16 protein-coding genes are annotated in these 16975 nt (G+C 69.6%); 6 read left to right on the top strand and 10 right to left on the bottom strand.

The genetic code is table 11. The features are described from left to right. Positions 1-41: 41 nt before the first annotated feature. Positions 42-1271, bottom strand: a complete 1230-nt coding sequence (locus tag ACFSJG_RS20670; RefSeq protein WP_378487111.1) for an FAS1-like dehydratase domain-containing protein — start codon at positions 1269-1271, stop codon at positions 42-44. A gap of 10 nt (positions 1272-1281) precedes the next feature. Next, positions 1282-2265, bottom strand: a complete 984-nt coding sequence (gene acuI, locus ACFSJG_RS20665) for an acrylyl-CoA reductase (NADPH) (RefSeq protein ID WP_378487110.1) — start codon at positions 2263-2265, stop codon at positions 1282-1284. 215 nt (positions 2266-2480) lie between these two features. Here acuI and ACFSJG_RS20660 point away from each other — a divergent pair, with 215 nt between their 5' ends. After that, positions 2481-3617 carry an acyl-CoA dehydrogenase family protein gene (locus ACFSJG_RS20660; RefSeq protein WP_378487109.1) on the top strand — a complete coding sequence of 379 codons (1137 nt, stop codon included), beginning with the start codon at positions 2481-2483 and terminating at the stop codon, positions 3615-3617. Continuing rightward, positions 3614-4882 (top strand): acyl-CoA dehydrogenase family protein, encoded by a 1269-nt coding sequence (locus tag ACFSJG_RS20655; RefSeq protein ID WP_378487108.1) that lies wholly within the window; start codon positions 3614-3616, stop codon positions 4880-4882. The genes ACFSJG_RS20660 and ACFSJG_RS20655 overlap by 4 nt, the downstream gene beginning before the upstream one ends. A 60-nt stretch (positions 4883-4942) precedes the next feature. Here the strand turns inward: ACFSJG_RS20655 and ACFSJG_RS20650 are convergent, their stop codons facing one another. Further along, the gene (locus ACFSJG_RS20650; RefSeq protein ID WP_378487107.1) at positions 4943-6499 is read right to left on the bottom strand and encodes an MFS transporter; all 1557 of its coding nucleotides are present in this window, start codon (positions 6497-6499) and stop codon (positions 4943-4945) included. A 106-nt stretch (positions 6500-6605) separates the two neighbouring features. Between ACFSJG_RS20650 and ACFSJG_RS20645 the strand changes: the two genes are divergently transcribed. The 3 genes from ACFSJG_RS20645 (at position 6606) to ACFSJG_RS20635 (ending at position 8990) form a co-directional block, all read left to right on the top strand. After that, entirely contained in the window at positions 6606-7289 is a 684-nt protein-coding gene (locus ACFSJG_RS20645; protein ID WP_378487106.1) for a TetR/AcrR family transcriptional regulator, read from the top strand. 279 nt (positions 7290-7568) lie between these two features. Further along, positions 7569-8222, top strand: coding sequence for a chymotrypsin family serine protease (locus ACFSJG_RS20640; RefSeq protein ID WP_378487105.1), 654 nt, complete (start codon positions 7569-7571; stop codon positions 8220-8222). A 6-nt stretch (positions 8223-8228) separates the two neighbouring features. Further along, a complete protein-coding gene (locus ACFSJG_RS20635; protein WP_378487104.1) occupies positions 8229-8990 on the top strand; it encodes a DUF6319 family protein in 762 nt (253 codons plus the stop codon). Between the two features lie 72 nt (positions 8991-9062). On the opposite strand, the gene ACFSJG_RS20630 is transcribed toward ACFSJG_RS20635, so the two are convergent. The 6 genes from ACFSJG_RS20630 to ACFSJG_RS20605 all read right to left on the bottom strand — a co-directional run bounded on the left by ACFSJG_RS20630 (position 9063) and on the right by ACFSJG_RS20605 (position 15707). After that, entirely contained in the window at positions 9063-10088 is a 1026-nt protein-coding gene (locus ACFSJG_RS20630) for an adenylate/guanylate cyclase domain-containing protein (RefSeq protein WP_378487103.1), read from the bottom strand. Continuing rightward, positions 10081-11802 (bottom strand): dihydroxy-acid dehydratase, encoded by a 1722-nt coding sequence (gene ilvD, locus ACFSJG_RS20625; RefSeq protein WP_378487102.1) that lies wholly within the window; start codon positions 11800-11802, stop codon positions 10081-10083. Before ilvD ends, ACFSJG_RS20630 begins: the two co-directional genes overlap by 8 nt. After that, entirely contained in the window at positions 11799-12377 is a 579-nt protein-coding gene (locus ACFSJG_RS20620) for a TIGR03086 family metal-binding protein (RefSeq protein WP_378487101.1), read from the bottom strand. Before ACFSJG_RS20620 ends, ilvD begins: the two co-directional genes overlap by 4 nt. 4 nt (positions 12378-12381) lie before the next feature. After that, the gene (locus ACFSJG_RS20615) at positions 12382-13170 is read right to left on the bottom strand and encodes a VOC family protein (protein WP_378487100.1); all 789 of its coding nucleotides are present in this window, start codon (positions 13168-13170) and stop codon (positions 12382-12384) included. A gap of 137 nt (positions 13171-13307) precedes the next feature. Then, positions 13308-14186: a sulfurtransferase gene (locus ACFSJG_RS20610; protein WP_378487099.1), complete on the bottom strand. Its 879-nt coding sequence runs from the start codon at positions 14184-14186 to the stop codon at positions 13308-13310. Positions 14187-14255: 69 nt separating this feature from the next. Further along, positions 14256-15707: an MFS transporter gene (locus ACFSJG_RS20605; RefSeq protein ID WP_378487098.1), complete on the bottom strand. Its 1452-nt coding sequence runs from the start codon at positions 15705-15707 to the stop codon at positions 14256-14258. 151 nt (positions 15708-15858) lie between these two features. Here ACFSJG_RS20605 and ACFSJG_RS20600 point away from each other — a divergent pair, with 151 nt between their 5' ends. Next, positions 15859-16014: a hypothetical protein gene (locus ACFSJG_RS20600; protein WP_378487097.1), complete on the top strand. Its 156-nt coding sequence runs from the start codon at positions 15859-15861 to the stop codon at positions 16012-16014. A gap of 70 nt (positions 16015-16084) precedes the next feature. Here the strand turns inward: ACFSJG_RS20600 and ACFSJG_RS20595 are convergent, their stop codons facing one another. Next, complete coding sequence (locus ACFSJG_RS20595) at positions 16085-16933, bottom strand: 3-hydroxybutyryl-CoA dehydrogenase (RefSeq protein ID WP_378487208.1); 849 nt, start codon at positions 16931-16933, stop codon at positions 16085-16087. Positions 16934-16975: the final 42 nt, after the last annotated feature.

Here is a 16975-nt window from a genome sequence, read left to right as displayed (position 1 = left end):
CCTTGTCGGTGCTGTGGATGTCGTCAGTGCCTGCGATGCCGTCAGAACGGCAGTTCGACCTCCGCCGTGCACGACACCAGCACCGCACCGTCCTGGTTCGTCAGACGCAGCTTGATCTGGACGAGCGGTACACCCCAGGAGGATTCGGGATCCTTGTCCACGATCTCGGCGTCGAAGTAGGTGACGTCGCCCTCGAAGGCGGGGGTACGGAAGTCGGCCTTGGTGTGCCGGACCATCCCGTCGTGGCCCGCCCAGTTGGCGAGGTAGTCGGTGCACCAGGCGCCCATCGTCGCGCCGTATCCGTACGCGCGGGCCATGCCGACCTCACTGGCCTTGTCGCCGTCGATGTGCCCGCGCGACGGTCCGACGTACAGGCCGTCCCGCTTGCGGGGATCGATCCGGGCACCCTCCTCGTCGAAGGCGAAACCGTCGGGCCAGCCCGGATCCTGATTGATCCAGGGGTCCGCCACACCGGGGACGCCGACCCATTCGAACGTGCCCCAGATGTTGAAGAGGAAGGCGCGGTACTCGGTGGTGAAGGTGGCGATGCTGTGCGGTCCGATCACCCTGCGCGGCAAAGTGTCCCCGACCTTGACCTCGTCGAAGTGGGGTGAGATTCCGTCCCGGTTGGACAGCAGCCAGGAGTGGCGCAGCTCCTCGATCTCGAGCAGTTCGGTCTGGGTCCACTTCTTGATCTCGCCGAGCTGGTTGTCGTACATCCCGCGCTTGGTCGCCTCGGACGCGAGGTAGCGGATCGCGGTGGACCGCTCGCGCGCCACGAGGGCACCGTTCTGGTTGGTGTGCGTGGTGTCGCCACGGGAGAACATCGTGGGCCCGGCGAACTTGGTGTCCGCGACCTTGTAGTCGTGGAAGCGTCGCTGCTGGAACAGCTTGTCCCCCGGCCTGACCGGGCATCCGTAGAACCACCACTCCTCGCCGCCGAAGATCAGGTGGCTGCCGGGGATGTGACCGACGCAGGCCGGCTGGGCGCCGTGCCCGTAGTCGAGGGCGACGGCGATCGACTGCGGCGCGACGAGCCCGCCGTACCGCGACTCCCGCGCGAACTCCTCGCTCCAGTGCAGGGGATTCGGATTGTCCATCGCCATGGCCCAGCGACGGATGTCGGACGTACTGCAGGGATCCCACAGCTGGCCGCCACCGACCGGCTTTCCGACGCGGTGGTCGACGTCGGACAGGTCGAGTTCGACGGCTTTCGCCCGAGTGGACTTCCGGGTGGTCGTGCGTGTGGTCGTCCGGGTGGATCTGGTCATGTGCTGCCGCCTATCGATTGACGTCGACGACGATGCGGCCGCGGACCGTGCCGTCGATGATCCGGGTGGATGCCGAGATGGCATCGGCGAGGCCGATCTCCTCGGCGATGACGTCCAGTGCCGCGGGGTCGAGGTCGCGAGCGAGACGGTCCCAGGCCCGGGTCCGCCGAGCGATCGGGGCCATCACGCTGTCGACGCCGATCAGCGAGACCCCGCGCAGGATGAACGGGGCCACGCTGGCCGGGAAGTCCATGCCCTGGGCGAGGCCACAGGCGGCCACCGCGCCGCCGTACCGGGTCTGCGCGCAGGCGTTGGCGAGAATGCGGCTGCCTGCGGTGTCGACCACGCCTGCCCAGCGTTCCTTCTGCAGGGGCTTGCCTGCCTCGGAGAGTTCGGCCCGGTCGACCACGACCGCCGCACCGAGCTGCTGGAGGTAGTCGACCTCCGACGTCTTCCCGGTGGCGGCGGCGACCGTGAAGCCCGCCTTCGCCAGGAGCGAGATCGCGACGCTGCCGACTCCGCCGGTCGCGCCGGTGACGAGGATCTCGCCGTCCGAGGGGTGGATGCCGTAGTCCTCGAGCGCACCGACGCACAGCGCGGCGGTGTAGCCCGCGGTGCCGATGGCCATCGCCTGGCGCGAGGTGAAGGCAGAGGGCAGAGCGATCAACCAGTCACCGTTGAGACGGGCACGTTGTGAGAGCCCTCCCCAATGGGTTTCGCCGACACCCCATCCGTTGAGGACGACGCGGTCCCCGGCGGACCACGAGGGGTGCGCGCTGTCGACGACCACGCCGGCGAGGTCGATTCCCGGGACCATCGGGAACTTGCGGACCACCGGCGACGAGCCGGTGATGGCGAGCGCGTCCTTGAAGTTCAGGGTCGAGTACTCGACCTCGACTGTCACGTTGCCGTCGGGGAGATCGGATTCGTCGACGGACTGTGTCGTCACCGTCTGTCCGGCCTCACCCTTCTCGATCACAACTGCCGAAAACATTTGTGAGAGTTCCTTTCCTCGGCCTCTCGGGCTCGGTCGGTGTGGCTACCCGGGGCGGACGATACGTCAATCATTGCAAGGATGGCAATACTTGCTCGCCGACACGCAGAATCTTATTGTCAACTGAGGATAATGTGATTCTCGCACTTCGGTCACGACTTGAACGCGGTCGCGGGAGTTCGGATCACGGGCGCGAAGCCCAGTCGGAGGTGAGCATGTTGCTGGACCGAACTCCGGATCAGGAGTTCTTTCGTGACACCACTGCGCGGTTCCTGAAGGAGACCGTTCCAGCAGGTGAACTGCGTCGGCTCCGGGACGACGAGGATGGATACGGGCGCGACCACTGGCGTCGCGGTGCCGACCTCGGATGGACGAGCCTGCTCGTCGGCGAGGACCGCGGCGGCGGGTCGATCAGTGGCTCGGGGCTGCTCGACCTGACCCTCGTCGCGCACGAGTTCGGCGCCCACGCGGCCCCCGGGCCGTTGCTCCCGACGAACGTCGTCGCGGCGACTCTCGACGCACACCACGACGACACCGACCCCGCCGTTCTCGCCGGGATCCTCGACGGAAGCGTGACCGCGGCCTGGTGTCACACCGAACCGCGTCCGACGAGTCGGGCCGGTGCCTCACCAGTGGAGATCGTCGCCGAGGGCGACGAGGTCGTGGTGCGCGGCACGAAACGTCCCGTCGAGGCCGCCGCATCGGCAGACGTGCTGCTGGTGTCCGGCCGCACCGGAGACGGTGTCAGCCTCGTGCTCGTACCCGCCGACGCTCCGGGGGTGCGGATCACCCCGCTGCAGTCGATCGACGTCACCCGCCGTTACGCCGCAGTCGAATTCGACGACGTGCGGTTGCCGTCCTCGGCGCTGGTCGGACCGGCCGGGGCCGCGGCCGCCGCCGTCGAGCAGGCGCGTCTGCGGTCGCTCGTGATCAGTTGCGCCGAATCGGTCGGGGCGTTGCAGTCGGCGTTCGACCTCACCCTCGCGTGGACGTTCGACAGATACTCCTTCGGGCGGCCGCTGGCGTCGTACCAGGAACTCAAGCACCGCTGCGCCGACCTGAAGACCTGGCTCGAGGCGTGTCACGGGATCAGTGACGCCGCCGCGACCGCAGTCGCGACCGGATCGGGGGACGCTGCTCGGTTGACCAGCGCCGCAAAGGCATTCATCGGTGACTACGGTGGCGAGCTCATGCAGGACTGTGTGCAGATCCACGGCGGCATCGGCCTCACCTACGAGCACGACCTACACCTGTACATGCGGCGGGCCGCCGCCAACCGGTCGAGCCACGGTACCCCCGCCGAACACCGGCAACTCATCGCAGACATCGTCGACGCGCAGGAGGCGGCGTGAGCACCCCGACCGACATCGAAACCGTCGAGAGCTTCCGCGCGCGGGCCAGGACCTGGATCGGGGAGAACCTGAAGCGCGTCGACCTGGCGGCCAGTGTCGGTGTGCTCCGGAAGGAACTCGAGGACGAGGCCGAACTCGCAGAGGTGAAACGGGAACGCGAACTTCAGCGGATGTTCTTCGACGCCGGCCTCGCGGGGATCTGCATTCCGCGCGAGTACGGCGGGCAGGGTCTCACCCCCGCACATCAGCGGGCGCTGAACGCCGAACTCGCCGGGTACGAGAGCCCCGCCCGATTGCAGGCACCGACCTTCGTTCCCTGCGCGGCAGTGCTCCTCGAGTTCGGTACCGAGGAGCAGAAGCGGACCCACATCCCGGCCATCCTCAAGGGCGAGGAACTGTGGATGCAGATGCTGTCCGAGCCGAGCGGCGGATCGGATGTGGCGGGAGCGGTCGCGTCGGCGGTGCGCGACGGCGACGACTGGATCCTCAACGGTTCCAAGATCTGGACGACCGGGGCATGGTGGTCCGACTGGGCGCTGTGCCTCGTCCGGACCAACTGGGACGTCCCGAAGCACCGCGGGCTCACCGTCTTCATGCTGCCGCTGCATCAACCGGGACTCGAGGTGCACCGGATCGAGATGCTCAGTGGGTCACGGGAGTTCTGTCAGGAGTTCCTGACCGATGTCCGTGTTCCGGACAGCGCCCGGGTCGGTGAGGTGGACGACGGCTGGACCGTCGGGATCCGGTGGATGTTCCACGAACGCATGATGGCCAGCTCGCCGTACACGACGGTGCCTGCGGGGAGCACGCTCGGCGGATCCCGGACCCCGGAGCTGTACTCGGTGGCGCGGGACGCGGGACGTCTCGACGATCCCGTCGCGCGGGACCTGCTCGGTGAGGCGGAGATGCTCGAGGTGGTCAAGGACGCGCTGCAGCATCGAGTGGTGCGCGGCATCGCGAGCGGCGCGATGAACGACCAGGCCGCGAGCATCGTCCGGTTGATGGCGGGAATCGCCGCGACCCGCGTCGTCACCATCGGCTACGAGTTCACCGGCGCCGACGGCGCGGCGTGGGATGCCGACGACGGTGCGCTCGCCGAACGCGGCACCGACTACCTGATGCGCCAGGCGTGGTGCATCGCAGGCGGCACGACCGAGATGGCACGCAACGCGATCAGCGAACGGGTGCTCGGCATGCCCCGGGAGAAGACCCATCCCGCGGATCTCGCCTTCCGGGACATCCCGAAGGGTCCGCCGTCGCGGTGACCGACTGCCGGTGACCGCCGTAGGTGCGCCCGCGGCGGTCGCCGGTTCTGCGGCCACGATTCAGTCCCGGTCCGCGACGAGTTCGGGCTCGGCCTTCCTTGCGGCCGCCTTGCGTGACGGGGCGTAGGCGGCGATGCCCACGGCGGCCACCAGTAGCACGGCGCCGAGCGTCACGGACGCGTGCGTCAGGCCGTCCATGAACGCGGCCCGCGCGAAGTCGGCGAGCTCGTCGCCCTGCGCTCCGGCAGCCTTCGCCACCTCGAGCGCGGCCGCCAGCGAGGATTCGACAGGCTCCTTCGCGGGCTCCGGGACGGCGGCCACCGCGGGGGCGATCGAATCACGGTAGGTCGCGGCGAGCAGGCTGCCCGCGAGCGCGATGCCGATGGCGGCCCCGACCTCGCGAGTCGTGTCGTTGACCGCGGACGCGACGCCCTGCTTGTCGTCTGGGGTGTTCTCCAGGATCGCGGTGGTCGCCGGCGCGGTGCACAGACCGATGCCTGCGCTGAAGATCAGCAGCGAGATGGTGGCCGAGGCGAAGCTGTCCTCGGCGCCGAGAGTGGCGAGTACCAGCAGCCCCGCCCCGCAGAGGACGAGCCCGACGGCGGACAGCCAGCGCAGGCCCACCCGGGGCTGCAGCCACGGCATGGCGACCGTCGCGACCAGCACGGGCAGGAACATCGGCACCATCGCCAGGCCCGCCTGCAGCGGGCTGAACTCGAGCACCAGCTGCATGTACTGGATGACCAGGAAGAACATGCTGAACGCGGCGAAGAACTGGAACGCCAGCGAGGTCGCGCCCGCCCCGAACGCCCGGTTCCGGAACAGCCGGACGTCCAGCAGTGGTTCGGTGCGGCGCAGTTCGACGACGACGAAGGCGCCCGCGCAGGCGAGGCCGGCGACGATCGCGCCGAGCGACAGCGGATCTGTCCAGCCTCGGATCGGGGCCTCGAGCATGCCGAGGACGAGCAGGCCGATGCCGATCACGGCAAGCAGCGCGCCGGGGATGTCGAACGGGGGCGGCTCCGATTCGCGGGACGCGGGTACGGTCCACGCGACGACGAAGAGAAGTACCGACGCCACGGCGAAGCCGACGAAGATCGACCGCCACGACCAGTGTTCGAGCAGGAAGCCGGACACGAGCAGACCGGTGATACCTCCGCAGGCGGCGACTCCCGACCAGATCGCCACCCCGCGGGCGCGCTGCCCGGGCGGGAAGGTGGCGCTCACCAGCGACAGCGTCGACGGCATCACCAGCGCGGCGCCGACACCGGCCAGTGCACGGAGGGTGATCAGTTGCTGCGGATCGTCGAACCAGATCGGCAGTGCGGACGCGACCGCGACCACGGCGAGGCCGGCGAGGAGGACGCCACGGCGACCGTAGCGGTCACCGAGCGCGCCGGACGGCAGGAGCAGCGCGGCGAGGCAGAGGGTGTAGCTGTCGACGATCCACGTGAGCTCGTTCTGGTTCGCGCCGGTGTCCACCGCAATCGTGGGCAACGCGGTGTTCAGCGCGGCCGCGGCCGCGATCACCAGTGCGACTGCGGAGCACACGACGGCGAGGGTCCATACCTGCGCCGCCGTCATGCGTGAGCCGTCGTTCTGGACGCGGCTGGTCATCGGTGGGCTCCTCGACGGTCGGTTCTCCCCGGGAAATCGAAACGAGACTGTCAGTATCGTTGTAGGAACCGTCGTCCACAACATCCTGTCGCGGAGGTGCATGGTCATGGCACGGAAGGTCGAGCTCGACGGCCCGCGTGAGGATCCCCGCAGGGCGCGTTCCCGCGCGCGGCTCCTCGACGCCGCGACCGCGCTGCTCGCCCGCGGCGGCATCGACGCCGTCACCATCGACGCGGTCACCGAGGCGGCGCACGTCGCCCGCGCGACGCTGTACCGGCATTTCGACAGCGGCACGGAACTGCTCGCCGCCGCGTTCGCCAGACTCGTGCCGCCCGCGTCGTCGGTCCCGGAGGGCGCGCCGTTGCGCGACCAGCTGATCGCTCTCCTCGAGGAGCAGGACCGGGTGATCGACGAGGCGCCCACGCAGTTGACCGCATTGTGCTGGCTCGGGATGGGGCCGGGAATCGGCGATCCCGGGTCCGGGCGGACCGCGGGCGCGGACCGCACCGAGCTCCACTCCCTCCGCCAGCGCATCGTCGCGCGGTACCGGGAGCCGTTCGACCGCGTGTTCGTGAGCGAGGAGTGTCGCGACCGGTTGGGGGAGTTCGACCACGACGTCGCGCTCGCCCAGCTGATCGGACCGCTCGTGTTCGCGCGACTGGCGACGCTGCCACCCCTCGACGCCCGCGCCCGCGTGCAGATCGTCGACGACTTTCTCTCCGCACGCAGCCGCACCACGCCGGACGGGACGACAGCCGCGGAGGGGGAGGCGCAGCCACTCCCGCGGTGAACGGAACGTCACGGTTCGGGTAATCGCGGCAAACGACTGCAGGGGGTTGCGCATGCGCGGATACTGGGGACAGACCTCGCGGCCCCCAGCCGGCGCAACCCGGCGAGCCATCGCCCCGCTGCGTCGTCACCGGAACCGATACCCGAGTGGTATCGGTGCCCTCGCCGGAGCGAATGCCCTTGAAGGCGCATCCGAGGGAACCGAGAGGCAGCCCTACGAGCTCGTCTCCCACGGACCGGGCGCCAGGCCCGGCGCGGCGAACCTCCTGGAGGTCGGACGATGGCCAAGAAGGCGACTTTCGTTGTCGTGATGATCACGGCACTTCTCGGATGGCTGGGGGTGGGTACCTCGGCCGCCGCGCCACCGGCCGTCATGGGTGGTGGCACCGGAATGATCCTCGGGAACGAGGCGCTGTGCACACTCACCGCGATCGGGCACGACAGCGGTGGCCGACTGGTCGGCCTCACCGCGGGGCACTGCGGGGAACCGGGGTACGAGATCGTGCCCGAGCGCAGACAGGACGTCGGCGTCGTCGGCCACATGGTCGGCAAGAGTCGCGAACTCGACTACGCGGTGATCGAGTTCGATCCCGCGAAGGTGATCCCGGTCAACCGCATCGGTCCCGTCACCATCACGTCGGTCGGATCGCCCGCGAACTTCCCGGACGTGGTCTGCAAGCAGGGGCTTCGGACCGGAAACACGTGCGGCATCGTCTGGGGTGATCTGCTGCGGACCAACGAGACCTGGACCCAGATGTGCGTGATCCAGGGTGACTCGGGATCGCCTGTCGTACGCGGGACTACATTGGTCGGCATGGTGAACGCCTACTTGGGGGTCGCATGCATCGGCCCAGAACTCGGAACCGACATCGACGTAATCTTGGCGGACCTCAACGCGCACGGCGGCGTCGGCGCGGGTTTCCGTCCGATCTGACCGCACATGCCACCTCGTTCCCGGCTCGGTGACCGCCTCACCGAGCAGAATCTGTCCGATCTCGCGCAGGCCGTCGCCGACGGAAAACGCGCCACCGTCTACCTCAACGAGGCAACACCGAGCCTCGGCCTGCCCGCCGGATGCTCCGCGAAAGTGGTGTCGGTGGACGGCACGACCGTCCTCATCCGGCCGAAGGGTGTGAACGACGAACTGCCTTTCGAGGCAGACGAATTGCGGATGACACGGAACCCGACGCAGGCCGCGCCGAAGCCGACGCCGAAGCCTGCGGCGAGTGCTTCCACGGCCCGGCCGCGGTCCGCGTCGGCACGTGCCGCGCTGGAGCGGTCCGCCGCATCCGCCCCCAAATCGGCTCCGCCGCAACCGAAGACCGAAACCCCAGAGATCACCCCGACTCCCGCCTCGACACCGAAGGACGCCGTGACCAACCCGACTCCCGACGCTCCCGTTCCCGCTCCGAAGCGCCCCCGCCGTACGAAGGAGCCCGTGGGCGTCAGCGTCACGCTGCACGCGGAGGCGGGCGGCGAATGGACCGTCACCGTCACCCACGGCGCGAAGCGCCCGGGCAAGGCCGCGCCCGTGTCCGCCGACTCGGTGGAGCGGGCCGTCCACGAACTCGGTGATCCCGCCGCGCAGGATGCCGTCGCGTCGGTGCTGTCGGCGGCCCGCGAGGCCGCCGCGAAGCGGGTCGAGGAACTGAGCAAGCAGCTCGAAGAGGCCCGCAGCGCGCTCGAGTCGCTGGGCTCGTGACGAACGCACCTGGTTCCCCGTCGGGGAACCAGGTGGTCAGGCCATGTCTCCCAATCCCTTGGGAGACATGCCCTAGCGTTGCAGGGTGTACGCCTTGAGCCGGCTGTAGCCACGGACCCGCAGGGTGCGCAGTGAGCGCAGCTGGAACTCGTGCACCGGGGAGAGCGCCTCGGCCATCGCGGCGTCGATGAGCACGGTGCTCGGCCGGGCGGAGCTGGTGAGCCGCGCCGCGATGTTCACGACCGAGCCGTAGACGTCGCCGAAACGGACCAGCACCTCTCCCATGGCGAGGCCGACGCGCAGGTTCGGCAGTTCCTCCGTGCTCTGCGCGGCGTCCTGGAGCGAGAGCGCGATGCGGGCGGCGTCGACGGGATCCTCGGCGGCGAACAGCACCTCGTCGCCGACGTTTTTGATGACCCAGCCACGGTTCTGGCTGATGACGGTGGTCACCGCGGATTCGAAGAACTCGAGCAGGGTGGTGAGCTCGGCGACGTCGAGCCGCCGGGTCAGGCTGGTGTAGCCGACCATGTCGGCGAACCCGATCACCAGGGTGCGCCGGTCGCTGTCCTCGCCGCGGCTGTCGAAGAAGCGGGCCGCGTTCGACGCGAGATGACGCCGCCACGCATAGGACTGCAACTTCTCCAGTGTGGGCAGCATCTGCTCGGCGACGAGTGAGGCCGCCGCGGCGACGGCGCGGGGATCGACCTCCTCCCCGGACTCGTGATTGCGCACCCGGTCCGCGATGTGACTGTTGAGCAGGCCCAGCTGCCATTCGGCGAGCCGTGAGAACGCCTGGCCGAGCGCCCGGGTCACCGACACCTCCAGCGCGGGGTCGATGATCCCAGCGTCCACCAGGGAGGTGATCGCCCGCAGCGCGTCAACGTCGGCGTCGGTGTACATCGGCTCGTCGGGCTTGTCGTCGCGGGCGAATCCCATCGCGACCCACAGGCGCTGGGCGCGTTCGAGGGGGATCCCGGTGAGGTCGGCGACCTGTTCGGCGGTGTACTTGACCTCGCCACCGAGGAGGCTCCGCTCGACCTCGGCCTGGATCATCTTGAACTCGCGGGCGCGCCGCCGTTCGTGGGCGCGATCAGCCACACACGGCACCGTTCGACGCCGAACCGACGAGTTTCGCGTACTTGGCAAGCACCCCGCGAGTGTACCGGGGCGGCAACGGCTCCCACCCCTGCGCTCGCGAGGTCAGTTCACCCTCCTCGACGAGCACGTCGAGCCGCCCCGTCCCGACGTCGAGCCGGATCGAGTCGCCGTCCCGGACGAACGCGATCGGCCCGCCGTCCACGGCCTCCGGTGCGACGTGCCCGACGCACAGGCCGGTGGTGCCGCCGGAGAAGCGGCCGTCGGTCAGCAGCAGCACGTCCTTGCCGAGCCCGGCGCCCTTGATGGCGGCGGTGATCGCGAGCATCTCCCGCATCCCCGGCCCGCCCTTCGGGCCCTCGTAGCGGATGACGACCGCGTCACCCGCCGTGATGGTGCCGTCCTCCAACGCGTCCAGTGCGGCGCGCTCGCGGTCGAAAACCCGGGCCGTCCCGGTGAACACGTCCGACTCGAAGCCGGCCGACTTCACGACCGCGCCGCCCGGAGCGAGCGATCCGGACAGGATGGTGATGCCGCCGGTCGGATGGATCGGCGCGCTCATCGCGCGCAGCACCTTGCCGTCCGGGTCCGGCGGCGCGATGTCCGCGAGGTTCTCGGCGACCGTGCGTCCGGTGACGGTCATGCAGTCGCCGTGCAGGAGTCCGGCGTCGAGGAGAGCCTTCATCACGACTGGGACACCACCGATGTGGTCGACGTCCTTCATCACGTACGCGCCGAACGGTTTGACGTCGGCGAGGTGCGGCACCCGCGCACCGACGCTCCGGAAGTCGTCCAGCGACAGCGGAACCCCGGCCTCGTTGGCGATCGCCAGCAGGTGCAGCACCGCGTTCGTGGACCCGCCGAACGCCATCACCACCGCGATCGCGTTCTCGAAGGCCTCCTTCGTCAGGATGTCCGACGCGACGATGCCCCGCCGCAGCATCTCGACGACGGCCTGCCCGCTGCGCCGGGCGTAGCCGTCGCGACGGCGGTCGGTGGCGGGCGGCGCGGCCGATCCCGGCAGCGACATCCCGAGCGCCTCCGCCGCGCTGGCCATCGTGTTCGCGGTGTACATGCCGCCGCAGGCGCCCTCGCCGGGGCAGATCGCGCGTTCGATGGCGTCGACGTCCTCGCGGCTCATCAGCCCGCGGGCGCACGCCCCGACGGCCTCGAACGCATCGATGATGGTGACGTCCTTCTCGGTGCCGTCGGAGAGTTTCGCGGTACCGGGGAGGATCGATCCCGCGTACAGGAACACCGATGCGAGGTTCAGCCGGGCGGCGGCCATCAGCATCCCGGGCAGTGACTTGTCGCAGCCGGCGAGCAGCACCGAGCCGTCGAGTCGTTCCGCCTGCATGACGGTTTCGACGCTGTCGGCGATGACCTCCCGCGACACCAGCGAGAAGTGCATTCCCTCGTGCCCCATGGAGATGCCGTCCGAGACCGAGATGGTGCCGAACTCGAGCGGGTAGCCGCCCGCGGCGTGGACCCCGTCCTTGACGGCCTGCGCGAGCCGGTCGAGGGACAGGTTGCACGGGGTGATCTCGTTCCAGGACGAGGCGACCCCGATCTGCGACTTGCCCCAGTCGTCGTCCCCCATCCCGACTGCGCGGAGCATGCCGCGGGCGGCCGTCTTCTCCAGCCCGTCGGTGACGTCACGACTGCGCGGTTTGACGTCAACGCCGTCGCGTGGTGTGACGTCGGGTTCGTTCGTCATGACTTGTCTCCCTCGGCCGGTCGGGGATCGCGCCCGGTGAGCGCGACGAGTCGGTCCTGCAATGGTGCGTCGTCGGGCACGGACACCGGCGTCGCGAAGAGTCCGCTGGCGCCGAGCATGTCGCGTTGCTCGTCGAACACTTCCCAGACGGCGGTGACCAGTGCCGGGTCGAGGGTCTCGTCGGCGCCGGTGGCGCGGGCGAGATCCCAGGCGTGGATCGTCACGTCGCTCACCTGCTCACGCAGGTAGTGCTCGACGGTGACCACCGCATACGACAGGTGCACGGGTGCCGACACGGGTGCGACGTCCCAGGCGGCGGTCGCCAGCCCCGAGTACAGGTGCCAGGCGGAGACGAGGTCGTCGTCGAGCGGCCGGATCCGTTCCTCGGCCTCGTCGATCGTCAGGCCGCCCAGCAGTGGCGGCACCCACTGCTGTTCGACGACGACGTGCCGGACCAGGGCGTCGACCGTCCACGCGGTGTCCGGTGTCGGTGCGGACCAGTCGGTGATCGTCTCGATTCGTGTGGAGAACTCGTGGTGTGCGCGGCGCAGCAGGGCCAGCCATTCGAGGGCCACCGGCTCACCCCTCGGCTTGCGGGGGAATGGGGAGCATGACGCTGAAGACGGCGCCCGTCGGGTCGGACAGGACCGCGATGCGGCCCGCGCCGGGGACGTCGAAGGGGGCGACGAGCGTCGATCCTCCTGCCGCTCCCGACTGTTCGGCCGTGGCATCGGGATCGTCGACGGCGAAGTACGTCTGCCAGTGCGCCGGGGCGCCCGCGACCCGCGGTGTGGCGCACCCGCCGACGTCCTCGCCGCCCGCGTGCAGCACGGTGTAGGTGCCGCCCGGCATGGGCATCGCGGTGGACGTGACACCGAGGACGGTCTCGTAGAAGGTCAGCGCGACAGCGGGATCGGTGGTGACCAGCTCCGACCAGACGAGCGTCCCCGACTCACCCCGGATGCCCGCGCCGATGTGGCCTCCGGCTTCCCACAGTCCGACGACGGCCCCGGTGGGATCGGCGACGAACGCCATCCGCCCGGCGTCGGCGACGTCCGCCGGATCCATCAGCACCTGGCCGCCTGCAGGGGCCACCTTGGTCGTCGTCGCCGTCACGTCGTTCGCGGCGAGGTAGGTGTTCCAGTGGGACGGCGTCCCGGGCGGGGTACCCGGCGGCTGCCCGCCGACCGCCGCGACCGGCTGCCCGCGCAGGTACGCCATCGAATAGACCCCGCCGTCGGGGTCCGGCATCGCCTCGAACTCCCAGCCGAGCAGTCGGGTGTAGTAGTCCTCGGCCACGGTGGGGTCGCTCGCGGCCAGGTCGACCCAGCAGGGCACACCCTCCGGGTAGTGCGAGCGGGTGGGCATGGCGACGTCCTTTCGCGTGGAAATTCGGTCCTGCGGATCGCCACCCACGACCTCATGGGCGGAGATCTGCATCCACGCTTCCAGTCCGCGGCGTGTTTGGAAAGTGGAGCCGCGTTATCGAGACGTCGCCGATGCCGTCACCGAGGAGTGTCGCCCGTCACCAGCGGGAGGGAGGCGTCGCCGGTCCACTCGGTGAGCGAACCGTCGTAGACGGCGACGTCGTCCCGGCCGACCAGCGCGAGTGCATGGGCGATCCCGGTGGCGGCGATGCCACCGCCGCAGTAGGTCACGGGGGTGATGCCCGGGTCGAGCAGCCCCGCCGCCTCGAACAGGGCCCGCAACTCCTCGACCGGCCGCAGGGTGCCGGTTTCCGGGTCACGGATCTGCGCGACGGGAAGGTTGATGCTCCCGGGGATGTGGCCGGGGCGGGCGTAGGTGCTCGTCTCCCCGCGGTACGTGGCCGGATCGAGCACGTTGACCAGGATCGTCTTGGCGTCGTCGAGGGCGTCGACGATCTGCTGCGTCGATCGGATCAGGTCGTCGCGGCGGCGGGAGGTGAACGTCGCCGGAGCAGGGGTCGAGGCGACGTCGGTGACCGGTGCGCCCGCCGCTTTCCACGCGGGAAGCCCGCCGTCGAGGACGGCGACGTCGTCGAAACCCTCCAGCCGCAGCTGCCACCAGAAGCGGGTCGCCCAGTAGCCGTCGTGCTGGTCGTACACGACGACCCGGACGCCGTCACCGATGCCGAGGGCACCTGCCGCGGCGGCGAAGCGGTCGGAGTCGGGCGCGGTCCAGGCGGCCGTGGACTCGGGGTCGGCGAAGTCGGTGAGCAGGTCCGCGAACACGGCGCCGGGGACGTGTTCGGCATCGAAGGTGCTGCGGCCGGGCTCGACGGTGTACGGCCCGTCCTTCGGCAGCGCCAGGTGGGTGCTCGAGTCCACGACGACCGTTCCTGGGTCGCCGAGGTGCTCGCGGAGCCAGTCGACGGAGACGGTGTCGGGAAACTGCTGACCCATGGTGTACCTCCAAGTGCTCTGCTGCGGTGTCTCCGTCGAGCCTACGGACGGGCCGCGCCCCGGACGAGGTCAGCGATCACCGTGAGCGGAATCGAGCTCCGGTGACAGCGCCGGAGCGGACATGTCGCAGTGTGGTTGACATGCGATCGAATCGGGATGTTCCACAGCGGGTTTCGTAGTCGGCATCAGGGCGGCTGCGATCACGGCGCCGACGATCATCAGTCCGGCGCAGATCAGCATCGCGACCCGGAACCCCGAGTCGAAGACCGTGGCGTCCGCGTAGTCGGTGATGCCGGCCAGCCCGGGAAGCGCGGCGACGGCGAGCAGCTGCGCGGTGCGTGCGACGGCGTTGTTCACCCCGGACGCGATGCCGGCGCGATCCGTGGACACCGATCCCAGCACGGCCCCGGTCAGCGGTGCGACCAGTGCGGACAGTCCGAGTCCGAACACCACGACGGCGGGCAGCACGACGGTGAGGTAGGGAGCGTCGGGCCCGATCCGGCGCATCAACAGCAGGCCGACCGCACCGACCAGGGGCCCGACCGTCATCGGCAACCGTGCACCGTGATGCTGGGCCCAGCGGCCGGCCCGGGACGACAGCACCAGCATCAGGACCGTGATGGGCAGCGTCGCCACCCCTGCCGCGATGGGCGAGTACCCGGCGACGAGCTGGAGCTGGAGTACCAGCAGGAAGAACACGCCGCCCAGGGCCGCGTACACGACCGCAGTCACCAGATTCGCCGCCGTGAACACCCTCGACCGGAACAGCGCCGGCGGCACCAGAGGATTCGCGGAACGCCGTTCGGTGACGACGAAGGCGGCGAACGCGACGATTCCCACCACGACAGGGACCGTCACCCCGGCGATGAGTCCGTAGGTCAGGGCGGCGAGTGCGACGACGCCGAGGCCCGTGCCGGGCAGGTCGAGTCGGCCGTGTGCGTCCGGGTCACGGCTCTCGGGGACATGGCGCACCGCGACCCACACCACCGCGGCCGCAAGGGGGACGTTGAGCCAGAACACCGCCCGCCAGCTCGCGATCTCGACGAGCCAGCCGCCGAGGAACGGGCCCACCGCCGACGCGACGCCGCCCAGTCCGGACCACAGTCCGATCGCGGCGCCGCGGTCGTCGGAGTCGATGGTCGCGGACAGCAACGCGAGGCTGCCGGGGGTGAGCAGCGCCGCGCCCACGCCCTGCACGACGCGGGCGGCGATCAGTAGTTCGACGTTCGGTGCGAGTGCGCAGACCGCCGATGCGACGGTGAACCAGACTGTCCCCCAGACGAACACGCGACGGCGACCCAGCCGGTCTCCGAGTGCGCCCGCGAGCAGGATCAGCGAGGCGAGGGTGAGGGTGTATCCGCTGACCACCCACTGCAGATCCGCGACGGAGGCGCCGAGGTCCTCGCCGATGCGGGGGAGGGCGATGTTGACGACCGTCGAGTCGAGCATCGCCAGCGAGGAGCCGAGGACGGTGGTGAGCACCACCGCCCGACCTGTCTGCGACCGCAGCGCGACAGTCATGGGTGTGACGCTACGCCTCGACGTTCGGGGCAGTGGGATTCAAATTCGCTGCCAGCGGATTCGGTCTCCGTCAGGTCACGACGGCGAAATCCGGTGTGAATCGTGCGGTTACATCGTCCCCGCTCACCCACTCACACAAGGAGAAACCCCCATGGCAGTAGCACGTGCAACCCGCGCCGGTTCGATTTCCGACGAGGACCTCGCGCTGATCAAGCAGATCCAGCCGATCGTGACCGGTGTCGGCGCCATCGTCGGCGGCCTCGGCGCAGTCCTGACCGTCGTCGGCGCAGTCTCGGCGCTCAGCTGAGCGCCTGTCGCGCCTGTGCGCGTTTTTGGTAGTGGGAACTACCAAAAACGCGCACAGGCAGCGCAGCTGCCTACTTGTAGTCGTAGAAGCCGCGGCCGGTCTTGCGGCCCAGCCGGCCCGCGTCGACCATGCGGCGCAGCAGCGCCGGTGGCGCGTAGTGCGGCTCGGCGAACTCGGCGTACAGCGACTCCGCCGCGGCCAGCGCGACATCCAGGCCGACGGTGTCGAGCAGCGTCAGCGGGCCCATCGGGTAGCCGCAGCCGCCCTTCATCGCGGCGTCGATGTCTTCCTTCGACGCGTAGCCCGACTCCAGCATCCGCACCGACTGGCACAGGTACGGGATCAGCAGCGCGTTGACGATGAACCCGGAGCGGTCACCGGCCTGCACCGTGGTCTTGCGGAGGGTGTTCTTCGCGTAGTCGGTGACGGCGGCGGCGGTCTCCGGGGAGGTGACCAGCGTCGAGATGATCTCGACCAGCGGCATCACCGGGACGGGGTTGAAGAAGTGCACGCCGACGACCTGCTCGGGGCGCTCGGTGGCGCCCGCGACCTTGATCACCGGGATCGACGAGGTGTTGGTCGCGAGGATGCCGGACGGCTTCACGATCTTGTCGAGCTTGCCGAAGATCTCGTACTTCAAGGACTCGATCTCGGGGGCGGCCTCGATGACCAGGTCGCGGTCGGCGAATTCCTCGATGTCGAGGGTGACCCGGACGCGGGCGATGGCGGCGTCGGCGTCTTCCTGGGAGATCTTGCCCTTGGCGACGCCGCGGGAGATCGACGACGTGATCCGCGCGGTCGCGGCGTCCGCGAACTCCTGCTTGGTCTCGAGTACCAGGACGTCGCTCCCGGCCTTCGCGCACACCTCGGCGATTCCGGCACCCATGGTGCCGCCACCGATCACTCCGATCAGCTGCACAGTCATCTCCAAACCTGGGATTTTGTCGTGTTGTCGTAGGTC

The sequence above is a fragment of the Rhodococcus gannanensis genome (assembly GCF_042681175.1).
Classification (GTDB): domain Bacteria; phylum Actinomycetota; class Actinomycetes; order Mycobacteriales; family Mycobacteriaceae; genus Rhodococcus_G; species Rhodococcus_G gannanensis.
Note: the sequence above shows the minus strand (reverse complement) of the source record. Positions and strands in the feature narration are given on the sequence as shown.